This window comes from Roseobacter litoralis Och 149 (assembly GCF_000154785.2).
GTDB lineage: Bacteria > Pseudomonadota > Alphaproteobacteria > Rhodobacterales > Rhodobacteraceae > Roseobacter > Roseobacter litoralis.
In genome coordinates this window covers 826976-848303 of sequence record NC_015730.1, presented here as the reverse complement: position 1 = coordinate 848303, position 21328 = coordinate 826976, and the positions used below count along the sequence as shown (strand labels likewise).

Genomic DNA, 21328 nt, shown 5'->3' with positions numbered 1-21328 from the left:
GCGCTTGCCGGCTTGCGCGGCGTTTTGAATAGAGGCGAAGGGGCCGCAGTCTGCGCGCCCCCTTCGATTTCTGGCAGTTAGCCGATCTGTTGCTGCTGCATATCGGATGCAGTGATCCCCGCAACCGAAACCGGCTTTTTCATCGCGTCGCGACGGAAAGGTTCGCCCAATTCCTGGTTCAGAACAACTTCGATGAAGGTGGTGACATTGTCTTTCATCTGCTCTTTGATTGCAGTGTTCAGAACGTCTGTCAGTTGCTCCATGCCGATGGCTTGCACGCCTTTGACGCCACAGCCTTTGGCGATCTCTGCGTAGTTGACGCCTTCGTTCAACTCAGTGCCGACGAAGTTATCTTCGAACCACAAGGTGGTGTTGCGCTTTTCCGCACCCCATTGGTAGTTGCGAAAGATCACCATGGTGATCGCAGGCCAATCGCCCCGACCGCAAGCCGTCATCTCGTTCATCGAGATGCCGAATGCGCCGTCACCGGCAAAACCGACCACCGGCACGTCCGGGCACCCAATTTTCGCACCGAGAATCGCCGGCAAGCCATAGCCACAGGGACCAAAGAGGCCCGGTGCCAGATATTTGCGGCCCTTGTCGAAGGACGGATAGGCGTTACCGATCGCACAGTTGTTGCCGATGTCCGAGGACACAATGGCATCTGATGGCATCGCGGACATGATCGCGCGCCATGCCTGACGGGGTGACATGCGGTCGGGCTGGCGGTCGCGTGCCCGCTCGTTCCATGTGACGCCTTCGTCCGCATCGTCCTCGTGATCCATTGATGACAGTTCCTGCGCCCAGCGGGATTTTGTCATGGCAATCAGATCGGTACGCTCTTTGCGGCCCGTGTCGCCAGCACCATCGCTGAGCTGTGCGAGCAACTGTTCAGCCACAGCTTTGGCGTCGCCCTGAATGGCCACGTCGACCTTCTTGGTCAGCCCGATCCGGTCGGAGTTGATGTCGACCTGAATGATCTTGGCGTCTTGTGGCCAGTAGTTGATGCCGTAGCCAGGCAACGTGCTGAACGGGTTCAGACGGTTACCCAACGCCAGAACGACGTCCGCCTTCTGGATCAGTTCCATCGCCGCCTTGGAGCCATTGTAGCCCAAAGGACCAACTGCCAGAGGATGCGAGCCGGGGAAGGCGTCGTTGTGCTGGTAGCCACAGGCCACCGGCGCATCCAGCGCTTCGGCCAGTTTGGCAGAGGCGTCGATGCCACCGGACAGGATCACGCCTGCACCGTTCAGGATCACGGGGAATTCGGCTTCTGAGAGCAGTTTTGCCGCTTCCTTGACCGCTTGGGTGCCGCCTTGTGGGCGTTCCAGACGGATGATCTGGGGCAGCTCGATGTCGATCACCTGCGTCCAGTAATCGCGGGGTATGTTGATCTGTGCAGGGGCACAACCGCGCCATGCTTTTTCAATCACACGGTTCAGCACTTCAGCCATGCGGGACGGGTCGCGCACCTCTTCCTGATAGCAGACCATGTCTTCGAACAATTTCATCTGTTCGATTTCCTGAAAACCGCCCTGACCGATGGTCTTGTTGGCCGCCTGTGGCGTCACCAGCAACATCGGCGTGTGGTTCCAATATGCCGTTTTGATCGGCGTCACGAAATTGGTTATGCCGGGGCCGTTCTGTGCGATGGCCATGGACATTTTGCCGGACGCGCGGGTGTAGCCGTCCGCAATCATGCCGCCGGATGTTTCATGGGCACAGTCCCAGAACTTGATACCCGCTGCCGGGAAGAGATCCGAGATCGGCATCATGGCGGAGCCGATGATCCCGAAGGCGTTGTCGATGCCGTGCATCTGCAAGACCTTAACAAAGGCCTCTTCTGTCGTCATTTTCATGTCAATAATCCTTGTATCAGAGAAGTCAGAGAATTTCGTCGCGGGCGTAGTAGTAGGGATAGGCCACCCGTTGCCCCAACCTGCGGAAAGGGGTGAGAATGCCGTGGCTTGGCAGTTGCGACGTAAAGATCGGGAGCTTGAGATCCTTGCCCTTGCCCGCCACCATCTGCGCCAGGCGTTTGCCGGCCTGTGCAGAGTACATCACGCCATTGCCGCCATAGCCCATCGCATAAAAGATCGTCTGCTTGGGATCGGGCTGGAATATCCGGGGCATCATGTCATGGCTGACATCCACCCATCCCCACCAAGAGTAATCCAAATCGATGCCCTCAAGCACCGGAAACTTACGATAGAGGCCTTTTTGCAAAAGAGCCAGGTGTTTGGGGTTCTCCGCATCAAGACCCGTGATGGCGCTGCGGCTTCCGATCTGGACCCGGCCATCCGGCAGATACCGGTAGTAATGCCGCAGGGTGCGCGTATCCGTCAGGGGTGATTTTACTTGAAACCCGCATTCCGCCTTCTCTTCGTCGGTCAGCGGACGCGTCACGATGGAGTTTGACAGGATCGGCATCAGGCGATGCTTGGTTTTTTCATTCAGACCCGGTGGCGTATATCCCGCCGTCGCCAAGGCCACGGCGCGCGCGCGCACGATACCACCCGGCGTGGTGAGGTGGTGCACCCCGTTCACGGTCTTCCAGCCCATCACGGGGCTGGCGGTGTGTATCTTGGCACCAAGTTTGCGCGCCAGTCGCACATAGCTGAACGCCAGTTTGGCGGCATGGATCGAGGTGCCGTCAGGCTCCCACAGGGCACCATGTGCTTCCTGATCGCGCACGTAGTTCTCGTGCAACTCATCGCGTGACACCATGCGTGCGCCATAGCCGAACACGTCGTTCAGAACACCGCATTCCTTTTCCAGCTTGGCCATGACCTTTTCGCGGTGTGCCATATAGAAATGGCCACCGGTTTGCGGATCACAGTCAATGTCGTCAGACCCGATCAGATCATTGAACAGCTCAAAGGCTTCGCAGACCTCGGCATGCATGCCTTTGGCCACATCAACACCCCAACGCTTGATCCATTCCGACCGCTTGAGACGGCCAGACGAGATCTGCGCTTGCCCACCGTTGCGGGTGGAACAGCCCCAGGCCACTGTGTTGGCCTCAAGGATATGCGCCTTGATCCCATGCTCTTTTGCGAGATGGATCGCCGTAGACAGCCCTGTATAACCAGACCCGACAACGACAACATCCACATCGATGTCACCCGATATCGGTCCATCATCTTCAGGTGGTGTGCCTGCTGTGCCAATCCAGTAGGTTGGCGCATGATCCCGGTTGTGACCCGGGCCCGCGTCCACAATGGGATCATAGCGCGGGTCATAGCTGGCCTTGGGCCAGTGCTTTGGTCTGTGTGGCATTTTACTGCTCCATCAACGAGACGAAAATTACGCTTTGAAAGGCGGGCGGGATTTGCGCAGGGCCTGTTTTACGACGATCTTACCGTCGCGCAGCGTGAACAGATCAGCGCCTTGCGCCTCAACGCGCATGCCATCAGCGCCCGTGCCCGAAAAAGTCCATTCGGACACCGCGCGGTCCCCGTGCACAAAATGGCTGTGGTGGTCCCAATGGGCGTCTTTCATGCCGGCCCAGACGGCGGAAAACGCGGCGGCGATGGCCTCGGCACCTTCGACTTTGCCGCCATAAACCGCGTCGCCACCAACGGTGTAGAAGACGCAATCATCGGCGAAGTGGGTCATGACGCCATCGACATCATGGCGGTTGAACGCATCGAATGTATCGGACAGGTCTTGGGCGGTCAGGGTCTTGGACATTTTCGTCTCCAGTGTTTGTGAGGATCAGGAATTCGACTCGTCGTCCCGATAGGGCACGACCAGTGTCGGAATGGTGGAACGGCGCAGCACACGTTTCGCGACGGTGCCAAGGAAGGTCTGGGAAAACCCGTGCTCATGGGCCCCGACAACGATCAGGTCACACGCAAGCTCGGCGGCCCGGCGCAGGATCACCTCGGCAGGGTATCCATCGACCAGCTCGATTGACTCGACCTGCCTTTGTATATCGCGGTCTTCTTCGTCCACATGCGCCCAGAACGACTTTTGCCGTTCCGCCATGACGGCCCTTGCGTGATCATGGCGCGCTTTCATTGCCGTTTCCGCGGAATCTGTGGTCTGCATGAACATCTGCAAAGTGATCTTGACGTCGTCGCTCATCGGCAGGACCGCGTGCACCATGTGCAGTTTGGCACCGGTGGCGGCCGCGAGGCTGGCCGCGTGACACAGCGTGTAGGCCGAGTGTTTGGACAGATCCGTGGCGCACAGGATATGGGTTATCTTGGATTTCATGATGAACTCTTTTCTGATCAGCGATCAATAACCGAGGACCCGAGGGAGCCAGAGCGTGATTTCAGGGACGTAGGCGATGATGAAAATCGCAATCGTGTTGATGAAGGCAAACGGCAGGGCCGCCACGGATATCTTTTCGATCGAGATGTTAGAGATACCCGAGGCGATGAACAGGTTCTCGCCCAGTGGCGGGGTCTGGAACCCGATGCCAAGGCAGCACACCATCACCACACCAAAGTGGATCGGGTCGATCCCGACACTATAGGCGACTGGCAACATGACAGGCACGAGGATCAGAATGGTGGCCAACGTCTCCATGAACATGCCAACAAAGAGCAGGAAGAGGATCACCAGCGCCCAGATGATGTAGATATTGCTTGTGACCGAGAGCATTCCATCTGCAATGACCGCCGGGATCTGGTTTTCAACCAGCAGACGCCCGAAAACGGTCGCGGTGAACATGATCAGCAGGACGCGCCCGGTGAGCCATGTGGTCGTCTCAAGTGCGGTGAACAGTTTGGTCCAGCTGAGTTCGCGGTAGATGAACGTCCCCACAGCAAGTGTATAAAAGATCGCCACGATTGCAGCCTCTGTCGGCGTGAAGAAGCCGGAATAGATGCCGCCGAGGATTACCACAGGGGCCATCAGCGCCCAGAAACCACGGTACATTTCGCACCAGATCAAACGCGCCGACCAGCCTTCAGATGAGCCTTTATAGCCATGCTTTCTGGCGAGGATATAATTCATCAGCAACAAGCTGCCGGCGATCAGGAAGGCGGGCATGAAGCCTGCGATGAAGAGTTTGGGAATGGATACGGTCTGGAACTGGCCGAACTGTTCAACTGCTGCGGGTGGCGCGGGCATGCCAAGGGCTGCGATGCCAAAGATGATCAACGGGATCGACGGCGGGATCACGATGCCCAGACCGCCCGATGACGCGGTGATGGCAGAGGCATAGCTGCGCCCGTATCCACGTTGGATCATGGCCGGGATCATCAACATACCGACCGCCGCCGTGGTCGCGGGGCCTGAGCCTGAGATCGCACCAAAGAAGAGACAGGCGAAAACCGTCGCGGCAGACATGCCGCCTGTGAAAGGCCCGGCAAAACTTTCCGCCACATTGATGAGGCGTCGTGACAATCCAGCGGCCTCCATCAAGGCACCCGCCAGAATGAACGCAGGCAGCGCCATGAGCGGGAATGACCCGACGGATGTAAAGGCGATCTGAACGAATTTGATCGGGTTCTCATCCAGATAGAGGAACGAGATCAGCGTGGACACACCAAGCGCAACCGTAATTGGCGCACCGATGGCCATCAAAAGCAGGAAGCCGCCAAAAAGGATAAGGATGATTTGCGATTCCATTACTTCTTCTCCTGCTTGGGCGTTGTGGTTTCGGCGCGAATTTCTTCGAGATCGATGGCGTCAGGATCGCGCAGGTCTTCCCCCAGAACGATCTTTTTGTAATTCACCTGAAGGACGCGGAACGTCATCAGGGTGAAGGCGATGGGCAGAACGATGTAGACCCAGCTGAGGTGGAACCCCATGGTCTGGGAAGACTGGAACCGGTTCATCTTGTTGAAGATGAAGTCTATGGAAAGATAGACAAAATAGACGTTGAAGAAGACCCAGAAGAGATCGGCAAAGGCCTCTATATATTTGATCGCGCCATTTGGCAGAAACTTGAACTGAAAGGTGACCCGGTTGTGCGCACCCTTTTTGGCGGCATAGCTTGCGCCGAAAAAGACAAACCACACGAACATGTAAATCGAAAGCTCTTCGACCCATGAGAACGAGAAATCAAACAGGGTCCGAACGATGACCTGCAAAAACAAGAGGCACACAAATACCGCGAGCAACGTGCGACAGATGTAGCTCTCTATGTTGTCGATGATGTACCAGAATTTTGTCATGACCCCCCGCTTTCAGTTGTGGAAGGCACCCCTAGATGCCTTCCGACGTTTTGAGTTGCGATTATTCAGACACGGGCGCGCGACCGATTTCAGCCAGCACAGCGTTCATCTTTTCGATACCGCCGATGCTGTCATAGAACTTTGGCCAGACGGCTTCGGTTGCCAGCTTGATGAACTCTTCCTCGTTGTTTTCCGGATCAGAGATTTCCATACCTTCGTCGAGCAGGATTTGTTTGATCTCGGCTTCCTTGTCGCGCAGAAATTGTGCGGAGGCAGCTGTCGCGGCTTTGCCGGCGTCCAGAACGGTCTGCTGATCTTCGGCGGACAGCTCTTGGAACACCTGCTCAGAGATGATCAGCGGCTCGATGGAAAAGATGTAACGAATGTTTGTGACGTACTTTTGCACTTCATAGAACTTCATCGCGTTGATGGTCGTGTAGGGGTTGTCCTGACCGTCGACAACGCCGGTTTGCAGACCCGCAAAGGTTTCCGACCACGCCATCGGGGTCGGGCTGATGCCCCAGGCTTTATAGGTGTCGATCATGATTTCGTTTTTGGGCACGCGGATCACGAGACCTTGCAGGTCCGCCACGGATGTCACCGGCTTTTTGGAGTTCGTCAGGCGGCGAAAGCCTGTATAGGTCCATGCGATAATCCGCACACCTGCATCTTCGATTGTGTTTTCCGTCAGTTCCTGACCGATTGGGCCTTGGGTCAGCTTTTCCGCGTCCTCGAGGCTCAGAATGACGTAGGGCAGTGAGAACACACCGACTGTCGGCGAGAACGGTGTGACGTTGTTGATTGCCAGAATGGACATGTCCAGCGTGCCGATGGCCGCTTCGTTGACCGTGTCCTGCTCGGAGCCAAGCTGGCCATTCAGAAACAGCGTGGCCGTGTGTGCCCCACCCGAAAGCTCTTCCAGAGCTTGCACGAAGGCAACGCCGGTCGCCTCTTGGCTGCTGCCACCGCTGTCCCCAACTGCGATCTTGAAATTCTTTGCATCGGCCATGCCGACGCTTATGAACGTGGCGCTCAGCGCAATCGCCGTTGACGCCATGAAACGTGTGAAATAAGACATATCGTCCTCCCAAATATTGTGCGCCTGTGCGCTCTGCCGCAGGAGGAGCATTCCACCTCCCTCTCGGCTGAGCGACGGATAGAAGGAATCGTTAACCAATCGTTAGGGCCAGTTTTTCTATTGACTTAGACCAGTAAAGCTCAAGAATTGGGCGATGGCTAAAGTTCGCATCGCGCCCGACGTCTTTTTCCTCGATCGTACCTCCCGGCGTCCGTTTCAAACGCAGATCCGCGAGAAAGTGATCGAGTCGATCCTTTCCACGCAGGCCTTGCCCGGCTCACTCATGCCCTCTTCGCGCAAACTCGCAGAACACCTCGGCGTGGCCCGCATGACGGTGACGCTCGCCTATCAGGAGCTGGTGGTTCAGGGGTATCTGGAAACGCAAAGCCGCAGCGGTTACCTCGTCGCCAAAACGGACGCGGTCCCACGCCTGCCCAAAGGGCATGTCAACGAACCCATTGAAAACAGTGAGGTCTGGAAGAATATCCTGTCGGAAAACCTCGCCGCGCGAAGACGCGTGGTCAAGCCGAAAGACTGGCGCGCCCTGCCCTATCCGTTTGTGTTCGGCGAAATGGACACAGCCCTTTTTAATCATACCGCGTGGCGGGAATGCGCGCGACAGGCCATCGGAAAGCGCGATTTCGACCTGATGGCGGGCAACGGGGCCACGGATGATCCGTTACTTGTCGACTACATTCTGTCCCGCATGCTGCCGCGTCGTGGCATTACGGCCAACCAAGATCAGGTTCTTATCACCGTGGGGGCCCAAAATGCGATCTGGCTGGCGATTGAATTGTTAACGCGCAGACCTCTGAAGGCCGTGTGTGAAAACCCCGGCTATCCAGACACGTTGCAGGCGTTGCAGTGGTGCGGCGCCGACATCACGACAGTTGATGTTGATCAATACGGGCTGCCGCCCAACAAGATCCCGATTGGAACGCAGGCGGTTTTCGTCACCCCGAGCCACCATGCGCCCACCGGTGCCACGCTCACACGGGAACGTCGACTACGATTGCTTGAACAAGCACAGGAGCATGATTTCATCATTGTCGAGGATGACTATGAATTCGAGATGAGCTTTATCCAGCCGCCAAGCCCCGCGCTGAAAGCAATTGATAAAGACCAGCGTGTGCTTTACGCGGGCAGCTTTTCCAAAGCGTTGTTTCCCGGTTTACGGTTGGGATACCTCGTCGGACCCGAACGCGTAATTGCCGAAGCGCGCGAATTGCGCTCGATGATCCTGAGGCACCCGCCCGGCCATCTGCAAAGAACGGCCGCGTATTTTCTGGCTCAAGGTCATTACGATCTGTTGATCCGCGACATGCGGCGCGCCTTTGCCAAACGCCGCGCCGCTGTGGTCGATGCGCTTGGCAATACTGATCTGGAGATTTCAGGCGCCGCACAATTTGGGGGCACAAGTCTTTGGGTCAAAACGCCGGACGGCATCGATACCGAAACCCTCGCCACGGACTTGCTGAAAGACGGTGTCGTCATAGAACCCGGCGCGCCGTTTTTCAGCGGAGACAATCAGCCAAAGGGGTTTTTCAGGTTGGGCTACTCTTCGATCCCGGTGGATAAAATTCCCGAAGGCGTGCGGTTGATCTCTGCGAAAGTCACCGCAGCACAAAAACAAAAGCTGTGAGTTGAGTTCCATAACTGCAAGCCCGACGCCGGATATCTGCATCACGGCACCCCGTTCGGGATTGGTTGATCATGCGAATGTGCTGCAACCCGCCCGCCTGCGCAAAACCCCCGGAGAAACGACGTTGCCAGTCCCACAGACAAAGCCCTAAGGTGCCGCATTGCACCACGATGCGCCCGGTTTCGACAAAGATGCACAGGCGCGCAACACAGGAACAGGCGACATGGAATTCACGCAGCCGATCTCGTCGCTGGTGCTCGCAAATGGCGTGGTGATCCTCGCGGCGCTGGTACAGACGTCAACCGGCATGGGATTTGGCATGATCGCAGCCCCTTTGCTGGCGCTCGTCAGCCTTGAATATGTCCCCGGGCCGATGTTGTTCATCAATCTGTTTTTATCCCTTCTGATGCTTGGCGATGGCCGCGCGAATGTTGTGCAGCGAGAAGTGGCATTCCTGCTGCCCACCATCCTGATCGGAACCGCGATCGGGGCGGCGATCGTCATGCTGGTCCCGACCGATACGCTGGGCGTGTTGTTTGCGCTGCTGATACTGGTGGCCGTCGCAGTGACCGTTTTTGCCAAAGCGCTCGCGCTGACATCGCGCAACCTTGCGGTATGTGGCGTTGCGGTTGGGGTCATGGGCACTGCCACGGGTATCCCCGGCGCGCCGCTGGTGGTGCTTTATCAGAACGAACGCATTGAGAAAACACGCCCCACGATGGCGCTTGTTTTCACCTTTTCCTATATTTCATCGCTGGTTGCCCTCAGTTTTGCCGGGGCATTTTCCGCGCAGCTGGCGTTTCTTGGGCTGATGCTCCTGCCCGGCCTGATCATCGGCTATGCCGCCGGAAAGCGGGTACGCGGGTACATGACCAAAGCCACGGGCCGTTTCCTGATGCTGTCGATTTCTTCAACCGGCGCGCTGTTGCTCTTGCTCAAATCCATTTAAACGGTACCGGGCTGACAGCCGAACGCAAGGAGAGTTTCATGGACATTTGGGTCGCCCACGCCATTCGCCAGATCAACGCCGATGCGCATCGCTCGGCTGACACGCATCTTTTCAAGCTCCCTTTGCCGCGCCTCACCGGTGTGGACATCTATCTGAAAGACGAAAGCACGCATCCCACAGGCAGCCTCAAACATCGCCTCGCGCGGTCGTTGTTTTTATATGCGTTGTGCAACGGCAAGATCAACGCGGACACAACTATTGTCGAAGCCTCCTCTGGCAGCACCGCCGTTTCGGAGGCCTATTTCGCGCGGATGATTGGCGTCCCCTTTATTGCCGTACTCCCCAAAAGCACCGCCCGCAGCAAAATCCGGCAAATCGAGTTTTATGGCGGCAAGGTTCACTTTGTGGATGCCGCGCCGCAGATGCATGAGGCCTCGGTTGCGCTCGCCGCGTCAATCGGTGGCTATTTCATGGATCAATTCACCTATGCCGAGCGTGCCACCGATTGGCGGGGCAACAACAACATTGCCGAAAGCGTTTTCACCCAGATGGAACAGGAACCCCATCCCATCCCCGCGCATCTGGTGATGAGTGCGGGCACCGGCGGCACATCGGCCACTCTGGGCCGTTACATTCGCTATAAGGGCTATGATACGGAACTCACGGTCGTGGATCCGGAAAACTCCGTGTTTTATCAAAGCTACATGACAGGGGATCGCAATCTGCGGTCGGACAAATCCAGCCGCATCGAAGGGATCGGGCGGCCCAAGGTCGAACTCTCCTTTCAGCCCGGCGTTATTGATCAAATGATCGCGGTGCCGGATGCTGCGAGCGTGGCGACGATGCTGTGGCTCGAAGAGTTGATCGGGCGCAAGACGGGGCCATCCTCTGGAACGAACCTCTGGGGGGCACTGGAGCGCGCGCAGGACATGATCAAAACCGGGCGCGAAGGGTCGATCGTCACGTTGTTATGCGACAGCGGGGATCGCTATCTCGACACCTATTACAATCCGGGTTGGGTCAGCCACTGTATCGGGGCCTATCAGGATTATTCCGACCACCTGAACAAACATTTCAAGTGATCTGGCAAGCTCAGGCAACTTCGCCAAGGATGTGATCCAGCACCTCTATGATCATCGCGGCATCCTCCGCTTCGATGGTCAGCGGGGGGCGGATTTTGAGCACATTGTCTTTCGGCCCTTCGCTGCCGATCAGGATGCGATAATCGCGCATGCGGTTTTTGACATAGGCGCATATCTCCGGCGCTTCCGAGCCGTCAGGGCGGATCAATTCCACCCCCAGAAACAGCCCCATACCGCGCACGTCACCCACACAATCGTATTTCGCTTTCAGCGTCTTGAGACCCGCCATCAACTGCCCACCGATCTTGCGCGCGTTATCCTGCAGGTTTTCATCGTCCACGATCTGCAACACTTCATGGCCAATCCGGCATGACAGTGTTGAGCCCCCGAAGGTTGAAAAGAACTCAATCCCGTTGTCGAAACTCGCCGCGATCTCGCGCGTTGTGACCAGCACGCCGAGGGGATGCCCGTTGCCGATGGGTTTGCCCATCACGACGATATCGGGCAGCACCTCCTGAACCTCAAACCCAAAGTAATACGCGCCCAGCCGCCCCAGACCCGTTTGCACCTCATCCGCAATACACACCCCGCCGGCGGCGCGAATTTTCGCATAGACAGCAGCAAGGTAACCCTTGGGCGGTATGATCTGCCCCCCGACTGACGGGAAGGTTTCGGCGATAAAGCCCGCAACCCCCTGCCCTTTGTCCTGCAAGGATGCGATGGCCGGGTCCACCAGATCGGCGAACTTCTGCGCGCGCATCGGATCATCGCGGCCAAAAGAACCCCGGTAATCATCCGCGATTTCCACCAGTTCCACCCAGTCGGATTGCCCGACACCACCCGGTTTATTGAACTTGTAAGCAGAGATATCGACCGCCCCGGTCGTGTTCCCATGATAGCCGTGATCGGGCGTGACCATCCCCTTGGCACCCGTATGAGCACGCGCCAGACGCAGGGCCAATTCATTGGCTTCGGTGCCCGAATTCACGAAATAGCAGACCTGCAGATGATCCGGCAGTTTCGACAGGATCTTGTCCGCAAACGCCGTTTGAGCCGGGTGCAGGTAGCGGGTGTTTGAATTGATACGTTTCAGCTGATCGGCAGCCACTGTCTGAATGCGCGGATGGGCATGACCCACATGGGGCACGTTGTTATAGGCATCCAGATAGGGGCGGCCCCATTCGTCGAACAGATAGTGTTTCCAGCCGCGCACCAGCATCACCGGATCCTCATAGGAAAGGCTCAGGTTACCGCCAAACTTCTGCTGCCGCGCTTCCCGTATGTCGTGTTTTGAGGTCGGAGCATAGCGCACCTTCTCGTCCTCAAGGTTCAGCAATGCCGCAGGGTTGGGGCAGATGGCACGCCACAGATACATCTCGTCAGGGTCACCGACACCGGGCCAATCGGCCTCGATGCCCTCAGTCGTCAGCGCAAGCTGAAAATGCACATGTGGGGCCCAGCCCCCGTTCATCGTCGCATCGCCCAGACGGCAGAATTCTTGCCCCCGCTCGATCACCTGACCGACGCGCAGCCGATCCAGAAACTCCGGGTCGAGATGACCATAGAGCGTGTAAAACGGATCGTCCTGCGGCGTTTCATGGCGCAGGATAATGACACCGCCGTAATCCAAATGTCCGGCGCGGTATTCGGCAACAAACACCTCGCCGCGCATCGGGGCAAACATGGGCGTGCCTGCTGAGGTGAACACATCAACGGCCAGATGGACCGTGCGCCGGTCACTGGCCTTCCACGGTCCTTTGCGAAAGGCGGGTTCTGCATAGATCAGGCGCGGCTCATGGTAATAGCCCAGCCAGATGCGGCCCTGATCTTCGAACTCCGCGCCCACTCTGGCGGCTTCTTCCAAAGGCATGTGAAACGGGTTCTGGGGCCAGGTTGACTGCTCAACAGAGAGCGCGCCCAGCGGGGCGTCTGAAATATCACAGCCCATCAAAGGCGCGAAATTTCCGCGTTCCTGTTCCAGCCAAGCCTGAACCCGCTCGGCCCCTTTGACCACGGGCAAACCACAGGCTGCACGCAGGCGGGCGGCGAGCAGACCGGCGTGCAGGGTGTTGCCCTCCAGAAACCGCCAGGCCGGTGCTTGCGAGATCGTCACGTAAGGGTCATCGGGATTATCCGCCGCCATGAGCGTGGAATTCACGACACTCACCGCAAGGCGCATGCGCAGCAACGGCCAGAGCATGTCAAGCTCGCCCGTCGTCAACGGATAAACCGCATGATACCCGGCAACGAGCGCGGCAAGGGCCGCTTCCGGGCGGGCATGATCAAGCACGATATAGGCCGCCGCAATGGCAAGATCGCAGATCCGGGGGGCCGCGCACATATCGCCCAGATCAATCAGGCCCGAGACCCGGCGCGGCGCAGACAGCGCACCTGTGACAAGGATGTTGTAGTCGTTTGCATCATTGTGGATGGCGTGTTTCGGCAGCGCGTTCAACGCGGGCATCAGGGCGGCAAACTGCGCGTGGATGTCCTTGATCATCTCGCGCCGGGCGGGGTCGGTGATGCAGGTTATCTCGTCCCCGATCCACGCCGCACGCATCAAATCCCATTTGAAATCGCGCGCCAGCCCTTCGTGGTGAAAATCCGCCAAGGCCATTGCCGAACCGGCGAGCACCTGCCCCAACTCATGGATCAGCGCCTCGCTTTTAGGGGCGATATGGGCATAACATCGCCCCGGCAACTGCCCGAGCAACCACACAAGGCGTTCCTGACCATTCTCATCCCTGATCGTCAGCAAAGACGCCGCGTCCGTCGCGGGAATAACCATGGGGCAGGGCAATTGCGGCTGGCGTGCGGTGATGTGTTCAAAGGCTTTCACCTGCATATCGACAAGCCATCTGTCGCAGCCCACCCGCATGACCTTGACGATATAGCCCGCGCCATCCTCAGTTGTCGCGCGGAAATTCAGGTCATATTCACCATCGAGCGGCGTCAGCTCTGCGTTGATGTGCCACTTTTGCGCAAGGACGGATTGCCAGTGCTGAATGCGCTTTGCCGTTTTGTCCATGACCCACCCGCCCGCTTGTACTTCACCTGCGCCTGTGATGCGGTTGTCGTTCTGTGCTGTCAAGAAACACGCATCAGAAATGCCGCCCAAAACCGGCCCGTACCGGGGTCCGCAGCCTTCGCGAACCCGCAATCAGGGGCGGTTACAACGCATCCCGCAACGCGTCGATTGTTCGTTTGTAATCTGCGACGATCTTCGCGCGTTCCACGTGCTGCGCGTTTTTCACCATATGCCGCCCGGCAGACCAGACGTCCGTCACCAAACGGTCATCCCCCGCGAAAATCCATGCATCCAGCGCCGTGTCGCCGTCCCTGCCCCACAGGTGTTCCGAGGTTGTATCGAGCGAGAGCATATCCGCCCAGCATCCGGCCTCGATGCGCCCTGACGCGCGCTGCGCCGCCTGCGCGCCACCCTGCAGGATGTCATCAAAAATCCGCCGCCCTGTTGATTTCCCGGGCGATGCCAGCGCTGCGCGCGTGCCATCACGCAGCCGTTGGGAGTAATCCAGCGTCCTCATCTCTTCGCTCAGTGAAATGCGGATGTTGCTGTCAGACCCGATCGCAAAGGCCCCACCATGATCGACCCAGCGCACCGCATCGAAAATCCCGTCGCCCAGACTGCTTTCGGTGATCGGGCAAAGACCCGCAACCGCACCTGAACGCGCAAGGCTGATCGTCTCGTCAGGGGTCATCTGGGTGCAGTGGATCAGGCACCAGCGCGCATCAAGGTCCATATTGTCCAACGCCCAAACCACGGGCCGCGCGCCCCAATGCGCTTCGACCTCCGTGACTTCGGCGCGCTGTTCAGCCAGATGCATGTGGATCGGACCGTCCGGAAATGCCGTGCCATAGGCTTGCAGATCGGCAATGCCAACCGCACGCAGGGAATGGGGCGCGACGCCGATGCTGCAGTCTGCCGAAGCATGCCTGATGCTGGTCGAGGCCGCCGCATACAGCCTCTGGAACCGATCAAACGTGTTGCCGAACCGTATCTGCCCCGTGGTCAGGTCACGCTGGTCACAGCCGCCGAATTGATAATGCACGGGCAACAGGCACAGCCCCATACCCGTGCGATCCGCTGCAGCCACCACGCGTTCGGAAGTTTCCGCGATACTGTCATAAATGGCGCCGCCCGGCTGGTGATGCAGATAGTGAAATTCAACCGACGCGCCATATCCGGCCTCCAGCATCTCCATCTGCACAAATGCCGTGATCGCTTCGATATGGTCCGGTGTCAGACGGTCGAGAAAGCGGAACATCAACTGGCGCCATGTCCAAAAGCTGTCGCTTGGGTCGGGGCCGCGCCGCTCGGTCAGGCCCGCCATTGCGCGTTGGAACGCATGGCTGTGCACATTGACGGGGGCTGGAAGCAACATCGCAACGCGGCTGCCGGTCTCGGGTGCGTCGGGCTGGACCGCACCGATGCGGCCCTGCGCATCAATATCAACCTGCACATTTGACGCCCAGCCAGAGGGTAACAGCGCCTTTTCAGCCCAAATCCTTTGCATGGTTCACTCCGCTTGACATAATATTATGTATGCACATAAAACACCAAGAACGCCAACTTGCAAGTGAGTCGACGGATGCTTTTCACCAACGCCAGAATTGTGACCCTGCGGGACGATCAGGACTACGGTCTGATCGAGGAAGGTGCCATCGCCACCGATGGTGACCAGATCACGTGGGTGGGGCCAAGTGCCGATGTGCCCGATGTTTACCGCAGCGAAACAACGCATGATCTGGGCGGGCGGCTGGTAACTCCGGCGCTGATCGACTGCCATACGCATGTGGTTTTCGGCGGCAATCGCGCGACCGAATTCGAGCTGCGCCTGAACGGTGCGAGCTACGAAGAAGTGGCGCGCGCAGGCGGGGGGATCGTATCGACCGTGACGGCCACGCGTAGCGCATCCGAGGCGGCGCTGCTGGCAGATGCGCTGACCCGTGTGGATGCGCTGATCGCGGAAGGTGTCACGCTGATCGAGGTAAAATCCGGCTACGGGCTGGACCGTGACACGGAACTCAAGATGCTGCGCGTCGCCCGCCAAATCGCGAGCGCCCGCCCGGTAGATGTGCGCACCAGCTTTCTCGGCGCGCATGCTGTCCCGCCGGAATTCAAGGGCAACCCGGATGCCTATATCGACGACATCTGCCTACCCACCCTGCGTGCCGCACACGGCGAGGGGCTGGTCGATGCGGTTGACGGTTTCTGCGAGGGCATCGCCTTTGACACAGCACAAATCAGGCGCGTTTTTGACGTGGCGGTGGAGCTTGGCCTGCCGATCAAACTCCATGCTGAGCAATTGTCAAACATCGGTGGCACGCAACTGGCGGCGCACTATGGCGCGCTGAGCGCTGATCACGTGGAATATGCCACGGATGCCGACGCGCAGGCACTTGCGAAATCCGGCACGGTTGCGGTCGTGCTGCCCGGCGCATTCTATACGCTGCGCGAAACGAAGGTCCCGCCGATCGCGTCTTTCCGCAAACACGCTGTGCGCATGGCTCTGGCCACGGATTGCAACCCCGGATCATCCCCGCTGACATCGCCGCTTTTGGCGATGAACATGGCCTGCACCCTGTTTCGCGTGACTCCGCTGGAAGCCTTGCTGGGCATGACGGCCCATGCTGCCGCGGCCTTGGGCGAAAAGGACCGCGGCCGGATCATGGCAGGTGCACGCGCTGATCTGTGCGTCTGGAACGCACAGCATCCGAGCGAATTGGCCTATCGCATCGGGTTCAACCCGCTGCATCACCGCATCTTCAAGGGGGCGATATGACACTCACGCTGACACCGGGTGCGGCAACGCTCGCGCAATTGCAAGACATCTGGGCGAACAACCGTGCTGTCACGCTGTGCCCCTCGGCCCATGCCGGGATCAAAGCGGCGCAGGCGCTTGTGGCAAAGGCTGCTGCCGGTGATGACGCGGTCTATGGCGTGAATACAGGCTTTGGCAAACTGGCCAGCGTCAAGATCGCACCCAAGGATGTCGCAACGCTCCAGCGCAACCTGATCCTGTCACACTGCTGCGGCGTGGGTGAGCCGCTGGACGCGGCGACCACCCGGCTGATGATGGTGCTGAAACTGCTGTCTTTGGGCCGCGGCGCATCCGGCGTTGCAATGACGACCGTTGAGAGTATCGAGAACATGCTCGCGCGCGGCGTCACCCCTGTGATCCCCAGCCAAGGGTCGGTCGGTGCATCGGGCGATCTGGCTCCGCTGGCGCATATGGCCGCAGCCATGATCGGTGAGGGTGAGGCCGTTTTCGAAGGCACACGCATGGCCGCCGGTGATGCCCTGCGCCACGCGGGCATCACCCCCATCGTGCTGGGCGCAAAAGAGGGTCTGGCGCTGATCAACGGCACGCAGTTTTCAACCGCTTGCGCACTGGTGGGCCTGTGGGGCGCGTGGCGCAATGCGGCGACCTGCGTGCTGACCTGTGCCTTGTCCACAGATGCTATCATGGGCTCCACCGCGCCCCTACAGGACGCGATCCACACCCTGCGCGGGCACGCCGGTCAGATCGCCGTGGCGCGCGCGCAACGGGCGCTGATGGCAGGCTCGCAAATCCGCGAAAGCCACGTGGAGGGCGACACGCGGGTTCAGGACCCCTATTGCATCCGCTGCCAGCCGCAGGTGACGGGTGCCGCGATGGATATTCTGCATTTTGCAGGCAGAACGCTCGAAATCGAGGCCAACGCCGTCACCGACAACCCGCTGGTGCTGGTGGAGGATGAGCTGATCGTCTCGGGCGGGAACTTCCACGCCGAACCGGTGGGCTTTGCCGCCGATCAGATCGCCGTGGCCGTGTCGGAACTGGGCGCGATTGCGCAGCGGCGCGTCGCACTTATGGTCGACCCGACGCTGTCCTTTGACCTGCCGCCCTTTCTGACGCCTGATCCGGGCCTCAACTCAGGCCTGATGATTGCCGAAGTCACCACCGCCGCGCTGATGAGCGAAAACAAGCACCTCGCCAATCCCTGCACGACCGACAGCACTCCGACCTCCGCCAATCAGGAAGACCACGTCAGCATGGCAGCCCATGCCGCCCGGCGCCTGTTGCGGATGAACGCGAACCTGAATGTGATCCTGGGCGTTGAGGCGATGTGCGGCGTGCAGGGCATCGAATTTCGCGCCCCTCTGGAAACCAGCGCCCCGCTCAAGGCCGCGATGGCCGTTTTGCGCGCGCATGTACCGACAATCGTCGAAGACCGCTATATGGCGCCCTCCATCGAAGCCGCCAGCGCCTTGGTTGCAAACGGCACGCTGGCGTCTTGCGTGGGTCTGCCTGCCTTCGTCAAGGGAGAGGCCGCATGACCCCCGTCAGCGTTCATCAGGGCAGCAGCCCCATCGTGCTGGGCTTTCCCCATACGGGTACGTATGTGCCCGATGGCATTGCCGCAAAACTGAACGACAATGGCCGCCTGCTGGCGGACACAGATTGGCATATTGACCGGCTCTATGATGGTCTGTTGGCGGATGCGACGACGGTGACGGCCAATTTCCATCGCTATGTGATCGACGCCAATCGTGATCCCGAGGGCGAAAGCCTCTACCCCGGTCAGAACACCACCACCCTGATCCCGCTTACAGATTTTGACGGGCGCGATATCTGGGATACGCCGCCCGGCGAGGCAGACATCGACACCCGTCGACGCGATTTTCACGCGCCCTATCACGCGGCACTGGCGGCTGAGATGGCCCGCGTGCAGGCCCTGCACGGTGTGGCGGTCCTATACGACTGCCACTCGATCCGCTCGCATATCCCGTTCCTGTTTAATGGTGTGTTGCCGGACCTCAACATCGGCACCAATTCGGGCGCGACCTGTGCGCCCCGGATCGAACAATGTGTTTGGGACCTCGCCGCCGCCGCACCAGAGTACACAAGCGTTTTGAACGCCCGTTTCAAAGGCGGCTGGACAACCCGCCATTACGGACGACCCGCGCAAGGCTGGCATGCGATCCAGATGGAAATTGCGCAATCGGCCTATCTGGAGACCGAAGCCGCGCCCTGGACCTATGACGACGCACGTGCTGGGCGGCTGCGCCCTCATCTGGCGCAGATGTTGAACCGTCTTGCTGACCTCGCACCGGAACTGCGGACATGAAGCCATTGGACGGGATCAAGGTTCTGGATCTCACCCGCGTCCTTGCGGGACCCTATTGCACGGCGTTGCTGGCCGATCTGGGGGCGGAGGTGATCAAACTGGAGCCGCCACGCGGGGATGATTATCGTCACATCGGACCATTCCTCGACGGTGACAGCGCGCTGTTTTCGCTGAACAATCGCGGCAAGAAAAGCATCGCGCTGAACCTGAAAGACCCCGAAGGGCTGGCGCTTGCGCAGCAGATCGCCACAGGCTGCGATGTGGTTGTCGAAAACTTCCGTCCCGGCGTGGCTGATAAGATCGGGCTTGGTCCTGACACCTTGCGTGCGCAAAACGCCGGGTTGATCTATGCACGTGTGTCGGGTTTTGGGCAGACCGGACCGTTCAAGGACCTGCCCGCCTATGATCTGGTCGTGCAGGCCATGTCCGGCCTGATGGCCGCCACCGGAGAAGAGGGCGGCGCGCCGCTCAAAACCGGTGAATCGGTCGCTGATCTGATGGGCGGTCTGTTTGGCAGCTGGGCGATCCTTGCCGCACTCGTCAATCGCGGGCGCACAGGACAAGGTGCCGTGCTGGACATCGCAATGTATGACGCGCTTTATTCCCTTTTGACCACCAGCCACGCGCTGCATTTTTATGCAGGCCAAACGCCGGAGCGGGTCGGCAACCGGCACCCGCTATCGACCCCTTTCGGATGCTTTGCCACACGGGACGGTCAGGTGGTGATCGCGGTGCTGACCCCGGCCCAATTCGCCCGGCTGGCGGACCTGATCGGGCAGCCCGATTTGCCACAGGATGCACGCTTTGGCACGGATAGTCTGCGCACCCGGCATGAACCCGCGCTCAAAGCCTGCATTGAGGCGTGGAGCGCAAAACAAACGACAGAAGATGCCATGATCGCATTGGCAGAGGCGCAACTGCCCTCTGCCCCGATCTGGAGCATCGCCGAGGCAAGCACAAGCGCACATGCAAAGGCGCGCACCCTCGTTCAGCACGGCGCGCGCCCATTGGTCGGGCAGCCCGTGTGGTTTGACGGTGAAAAACCGATGGCACAGACCCCCGCACCGGGTTTGAGCGCGGATGCGACGCGCATCCTGTCGGATTTCTGCGATGTGGACGCGGCGCGGCTGGCCCTGCTTCGCGACAAGGGAGTGGTTCTATGACCTCCATCTGGCATATGTTGAACGACGACGAAACCCTGTTTTGCGATCTGCTTGAACGGATCGTGGCGGACAAGATCGCGCCCCTTGCAACGCAAACGGACGAGACGTCGAATTTCGTCCACGCGCAACTCAAGGTGCTGGCAGAGGCGGGTATGATGGGCGCGAACCTGCCCGAAGCCTTCGGCGGCTCGGATATTTCCGCCCCTGCCCTGCTGCGCGCCGTTGAAATCGTGGCCGGTGGATGCGGATCGACGGCCTCGGCGCTGACCGCGCATTTTCTGGCCAGCGATTCCATTCTGATCGGCGGCACCGAGGCGCAAAAAGCCCATTGGCTGCCCAAAGTGGCCACAGGCGAAGCACTGGGTGCCTTTGCCCTGACCGAGCCCTCAGCGGGCAGCGATCCGGCATATATGAAAACCCGCGCAACCCGAGAGGGGGATGGATGGCACCTGAGGGGGTCCAAATGTTTCATCTCGAACGGGGGTGTCGCGGATATCCTCATCGTCTTTGCGGTCACCGATCCGGCGGCGCGGCATCGCGGGATATCCGCCTTCATCCTGCCCAAGCACACGCCCGGATTTACCGCCGGACCTGCGGAAAAAACCATGGGCCTCAAGGGCGGGCATGTGTTTTCGCTGACGCTGGATTGCCACCTGCCGGCGGAGGCCCTGCTGGGCGAGAAAGGGTCAGGTTTTCGCACCGCGATGAAAGTGCTGGACAATGGACGCGTCGAAGTTGCCGCGCAATGTATCGGCATGGCGCAAGCGGCCCTTAATGCAGCCAAAGCCTACGCCAGTGATCGCGTCATCGGCGGCGAGGCACTCAGCGCCAAACAGGGTATCCGCTGGATGCTCGCCGATATGGCGCTCGATCTATACGGCGCGCGGCTCATGGCGCTTGAGGCTGCCCGGCAGCGCGATACGGGCGCGCGTTTCAGCGAAGCGGCGGCGATGGCCAAGCTGAAGGCCAGCGAGGCTGCGGATCGTGTGGCCGACGCGGCACTGCAAATCCACGGGGGCTATGGCTATACCCGTGATTTCCCGATCGAACGACTGACCCGCGATTTGCGCATCATGCGCATCTACGAAGGGTCCTCTGAAATTCAACGCAATATCATCGCCGGCCACCTGCTGGCGCACTGAAGGAG

At 59.4% G+C, this 21328-nt stretch carries 17 protein-coding genes; 8 read left to right on the top strand and 9 right to left on the bottom strand.

Annotated features, from left to right (window positions below):
- Positions 1–77: 77 nt before the first annotated feature.
- The 7 genes from xsc to RLO149_RS03830 form a co-directional block, all read right to left on the bottom strand.
- Positions 78–1859 carry a sulfoacetaldehyde acetyltransferase gene (xsc, locus tag RLO149_RS03860; protein ID WP_013960752.1) on the bottom strand — a complete coding sequence of 594 codons (1782 nt, stop codon included), beginning with the start codon at positions 1857–1859 and terminating at the stop codon, positions 78–80.
- 25 nt (positions 1860–1884) lie between these two features.
- Positions 1885–3279, bottom strand: coding sequence for an NAD(P)/FAD-dependent oxidoreductase (locus RLO149_RS03855; RefSeq protein WP_013960751.1), 1395 nt, complete (start codon positions 3277–3279; stop codon positions 1885–1887).
- 27 nt (positions 3280–3306) lie between these two features.
- The gene (locus tag RLO149_RS03850) at positions 3307–3693 is read right to left on the bottom strand and encodes a nuclear transport factor 2 family protein (protein ID WP_013960750.1); all 387 of its coding nucleotides are present in this window, start codon (positions 3691–3693) and stop codon (positions 3307–3309) included.
- A 24-nt stretch (positions 3694–3717) separates the two neighbouring features.
- The gene (locus tag RLO149_RS03845) at positions 3718–4221 is read right to left on the bottom strand and encodes a universal stress protein (protein WP_013960749.1); all 504 of its coding nucleotides are present in this window, start codon (positions 4219–4221) and stop codon (positions 3718–3720) included.
- 24 nt (positions 4222–4245) lie between these two features.
- Positions 4246–5586 carry a TRAP transporter large permease gene (locus RLO149_RS03840; RefSeq protein WP_013960748.1) on the bottom strand — a complete coding sequence of 447 codons (1341 nt, stop codon included), beginning with the start codon at positions 5584–5586 and terminating at the stop codon, positions 4246–4248.
- On the bottom strand, positions 5586–6134 hold the full coding sequence (locus RLO149_RS03835) for a TRAP transporter small permease (RefSeq protein WP_013960747.1): 549 nt from the start codon (positions 6132–6134) through the stop codon (positions 5586–5588). Before RLO149_RS03835 ends, RLO149_RS03840 begins: the two co-directional genes overlap by 1 nt.
- Positions 6135–6195: 61 nt before the next feature.
- Positions 6196–7212, bottom strand: coding sequence for a TRAP transporter substrate-binding protein (locus RLO149_RS03830; RefSeq protein WP_013960746.1), 1017 nt, complete (start codon positions 7210–7212; stop codon positions 6196–6198).
- Between the two features lie 154 nt (positions 7213–7366).
- Between RLO149_RS03830 and pdxR the strand changes: the two genes are divergently transcribed.
- From pdxR to RLO149_RS03815, 3 genes are all read left to right on the top strand, one after another.
- A complete protein-coding gene (gene pdxR, locus RLO149_RS03825; RefSeq protein ID WP_013960745.1) occupies positions 7367–8854 on the top strand; it encodes a MocR-like pyridoxine biosynthesis transcription factor PdxR in 1488 nt (495 codons plus the stop codon).
- 223 nt (positions 8855–9077) lie between these two features.
- Positions 9078–9803, top strand: coding sequence for a sulfite exporter TauE/SafE family protein (locus RLO149_RS03820; protein ID WP_013960744.1), 726 nt, complete (start codon positions 9078–9080; stop codon positions 9801–9803).
- Between the two features lie 38 nt (positions 9804–9841).
- Entirely contained in the window at positions 9842–10885 is a 1044-nt protein-coding gene (locus RLO149_RS03815; RefSeq protein ID WP_013960743.1) for a PLP-dependent cysteine synthase family protein, read from the top strand.
- 10 nt (positions 10886–10895) lie between these two features.
- On the opposite strand, the gene RLO149_RS03810 is transcribed toward RLO149_RS03815, so the two are convergent.
- Entirely contained in the window at positions 10896–13913 is a 3018-nt protein-coding gene (locus tag RLO149_RS03810; protein WP_013960742.1) for an aminotransferase class III-fold pyridoxal phosphate-dependent enzyme, read from the bottom strand.
- A gap of 142 nt (positions 13914–14055) precedes the next feature.
- Complete coding sequence (locus RLO149_RS03805; RefSeq protein ID WP_013960741.1) at positions 14056–15420, bottom strand: formimidoylglutamate deiminase; 1365 nt, start codon at positions 15418–15420, stop codon at positions 14056–14058.
- Between the two features lie 75 nt (positions 15421–15495).
- Here RLO149_RS03805 and hutI point away from each other — a divergent pair, with 75 nt between their 5' ends.
- From hutI to RLO149_RS03780, 5 genes are read left to right on the top strand one after another with little or no spacing between them, the layout of a single operon-like run.
- Positions 15496–16689, top strand: coding sequence for an imidazolonepropionase (gene hutI / locus RLO149_RS03800; RefSeq protein ID WP_013960740.1), 1194 nt, complete (start codon positions 15496–15498; stop codon positions 16687–16689).
- Positions 16686–18227 carry a histidine ammonia-lyase gene (gene hutH, locus RLO149_RS03795; RefSeq protein ID WP_013960739.1) on the top strand — a complete coding sequence of 514 codons (1542 nt, stop codon included), beginning with the start codon at positions 16686–16688 and terminating at the stop codon, positions 18225–18227. The genes hutI and hutH overlap by 4 nt, the downstream gene beginning before the upstream one ends.
- Positions 18224–19018 (top strand): N-formylglutamate deformylase, encoded by a 795-nt coding sequence (hutG, locus tag RLO149_RS03790; protein WP_013960738.1) that lies wholly within the window; start codon positions 18224–18226, stop codon positions 19016–19018. The genes hutH and hutG overlap by 4 nt, the downstream gene beginning before the upstream one ends.
- Complete coding sequence (locus tag RLO149_RS03785; protein ID WP_013960737.1) at positions 19015–20181, top strand: CaiB/BaiF CoA transferase family protein; 1167 nt, start codon at positions 19015–19017, stop codon at positions 20179–20181. The genes hutG and RLO149_RS03785 overlap by 4 nt, the downstream gene beginning before the upstream one ends.
- Positions 20178–21323 carry an acyl-CoA dehydrogenase family protein gene (locus RLO149_RS03780; protein WP_013960736.1) on the top strand — a complete coding sequence of 382 codons (1146 nt, stop codon included), beginning with the start codon at positions 20178–20180 and terminating at the stop codon, positions 21321–21323. The genes RLO149_RS03785 and RLO149_RS03780 overlap by 4 nt, the downstream gene beginning before the upstream one ends.
- Positions 21324–21328: the final 5 nt, after the last annotated feature.

Excerpts from the sequence above, each read along its gene's own strand:
- hutG (WP_013960738.1), top strand. The coding sequence starts at position 18,224 with ATGACCCCCGTCAGCGTTCATCAGGGCAGCAGCCCCATCGTGCTGGGC.
- xsc (WP_013960752.1), bottom strand. The coding sequence starts at position 1,859 with ATGAAAATGACGACAGAAGAGGCCTTTGTTAAGGTCTTGCAGATGCAC.
- RLO149_RS03850 (WP_013960750.1), bottom strand. The coding sequence starts at position 3,693 with ATGTCCAAGACCCTGACCGCCCAAGACCTGTCCGATACATTCGATGCG.
- RLO149_RS03835 (WP_013960747.1), bottom strand. The coding sequence starts at position 6,134 with ATGACAAAATTCTGGTACATCATCGACAACATAGAGAGCTACATCTGT.
- RLO149_RS03785 (WP_013960737.1), top strand. The coding sequence starts at position 19,015 with ATGAAGCCATTGGACGGGATCAAGGTTCTGGATCTCACCCGCGTCCTT.
- pdxR (WP_013960745.1), top strand. The coding sequence starts at position 7,367 with ATGGCTAAAGTTCGCATCGCGCCCGACGTCTTTTTCCTCGATCGTACC.
- RLO149_RS03805 (WP_013960741.1), bottom strand. The coding sequence starts at position 15,420 with ATGCAAAGGATTTGGGCTGAAAAGGCGCTGTTACCCTCTGGCTGGGCG.
- RLO149_RS03820 (WP_013960744.1), top strand. The coding sequence starts at position 9,078 with ATGGAATTCACGCAGCCGATCTCGTCGCTGGTGCTCGCAAATGGCGTG.
- RLO149_RS03845 (WP_013960749.1), bottom strand. The coding sequence starts at position 4,221 with ATGAAATCCAAGATAACCCATATCCTGTGCGCCACGGATCTGTCCAAA.
- RLO149_RS03855 (WP_013960751.1), bottom strand. The coding sequence starts at position 3,279 with ATGCCACACAGACCAAAGCACTGGCCCAAGGCCAGCTATGACCCGCGC.
- RLO149_RS03810 (WP_013960742.1), bottom strand. The coding sequence starts at position 13,913 with ATGGACAAAACGGCAAAGCGCATTCAGCACTGGCAATCCGTCCTTGCG.
- RLO149_RS03840 (WP_013960748.1), bottom strand. The coding sequence starts at position 5,586 with ATGGAATCGCAAATCATCCTTATCCTTTTTGGCGGCTTCCTGCTTTTG.
- hutH (WP_013960739.1), top strand. The coding sequence starts at position 16,686 with ATGACACTCACGCTGACACCGGGTGCGGCAACGCTCGCGCAATTGCAA.
- RLO149_RS03780 (WP_013960736.1), top strand. The coding sequence starts at position 20,178 with ATGACCTCCATCTGGCATATGTTGAACGACGACGAAACCCTGTTTTGC.
- RLO149_RS03830 (WP_013960746.1), bottom strand. The coding sequence starts at position 7,212 with ATGTCTTATTTCACACGTTTCATGGCGTCAACGGCGATTGCGCTGAGC.
- hutI (WP_013960740.1), top strand. The coding sequence starts at position 15,496 with ATGCTTTTCACCAACGCCAGAATTGTGACCCTGCGGGACGATCAGGAC.
- RLO149_RS03815 (WP_013960743.1), top strand. The coding sequence starts at position 9,842 with ATGGACATTTGGGTCGCCCACGCCATTCGCCAGATCAACGCCGATGCG.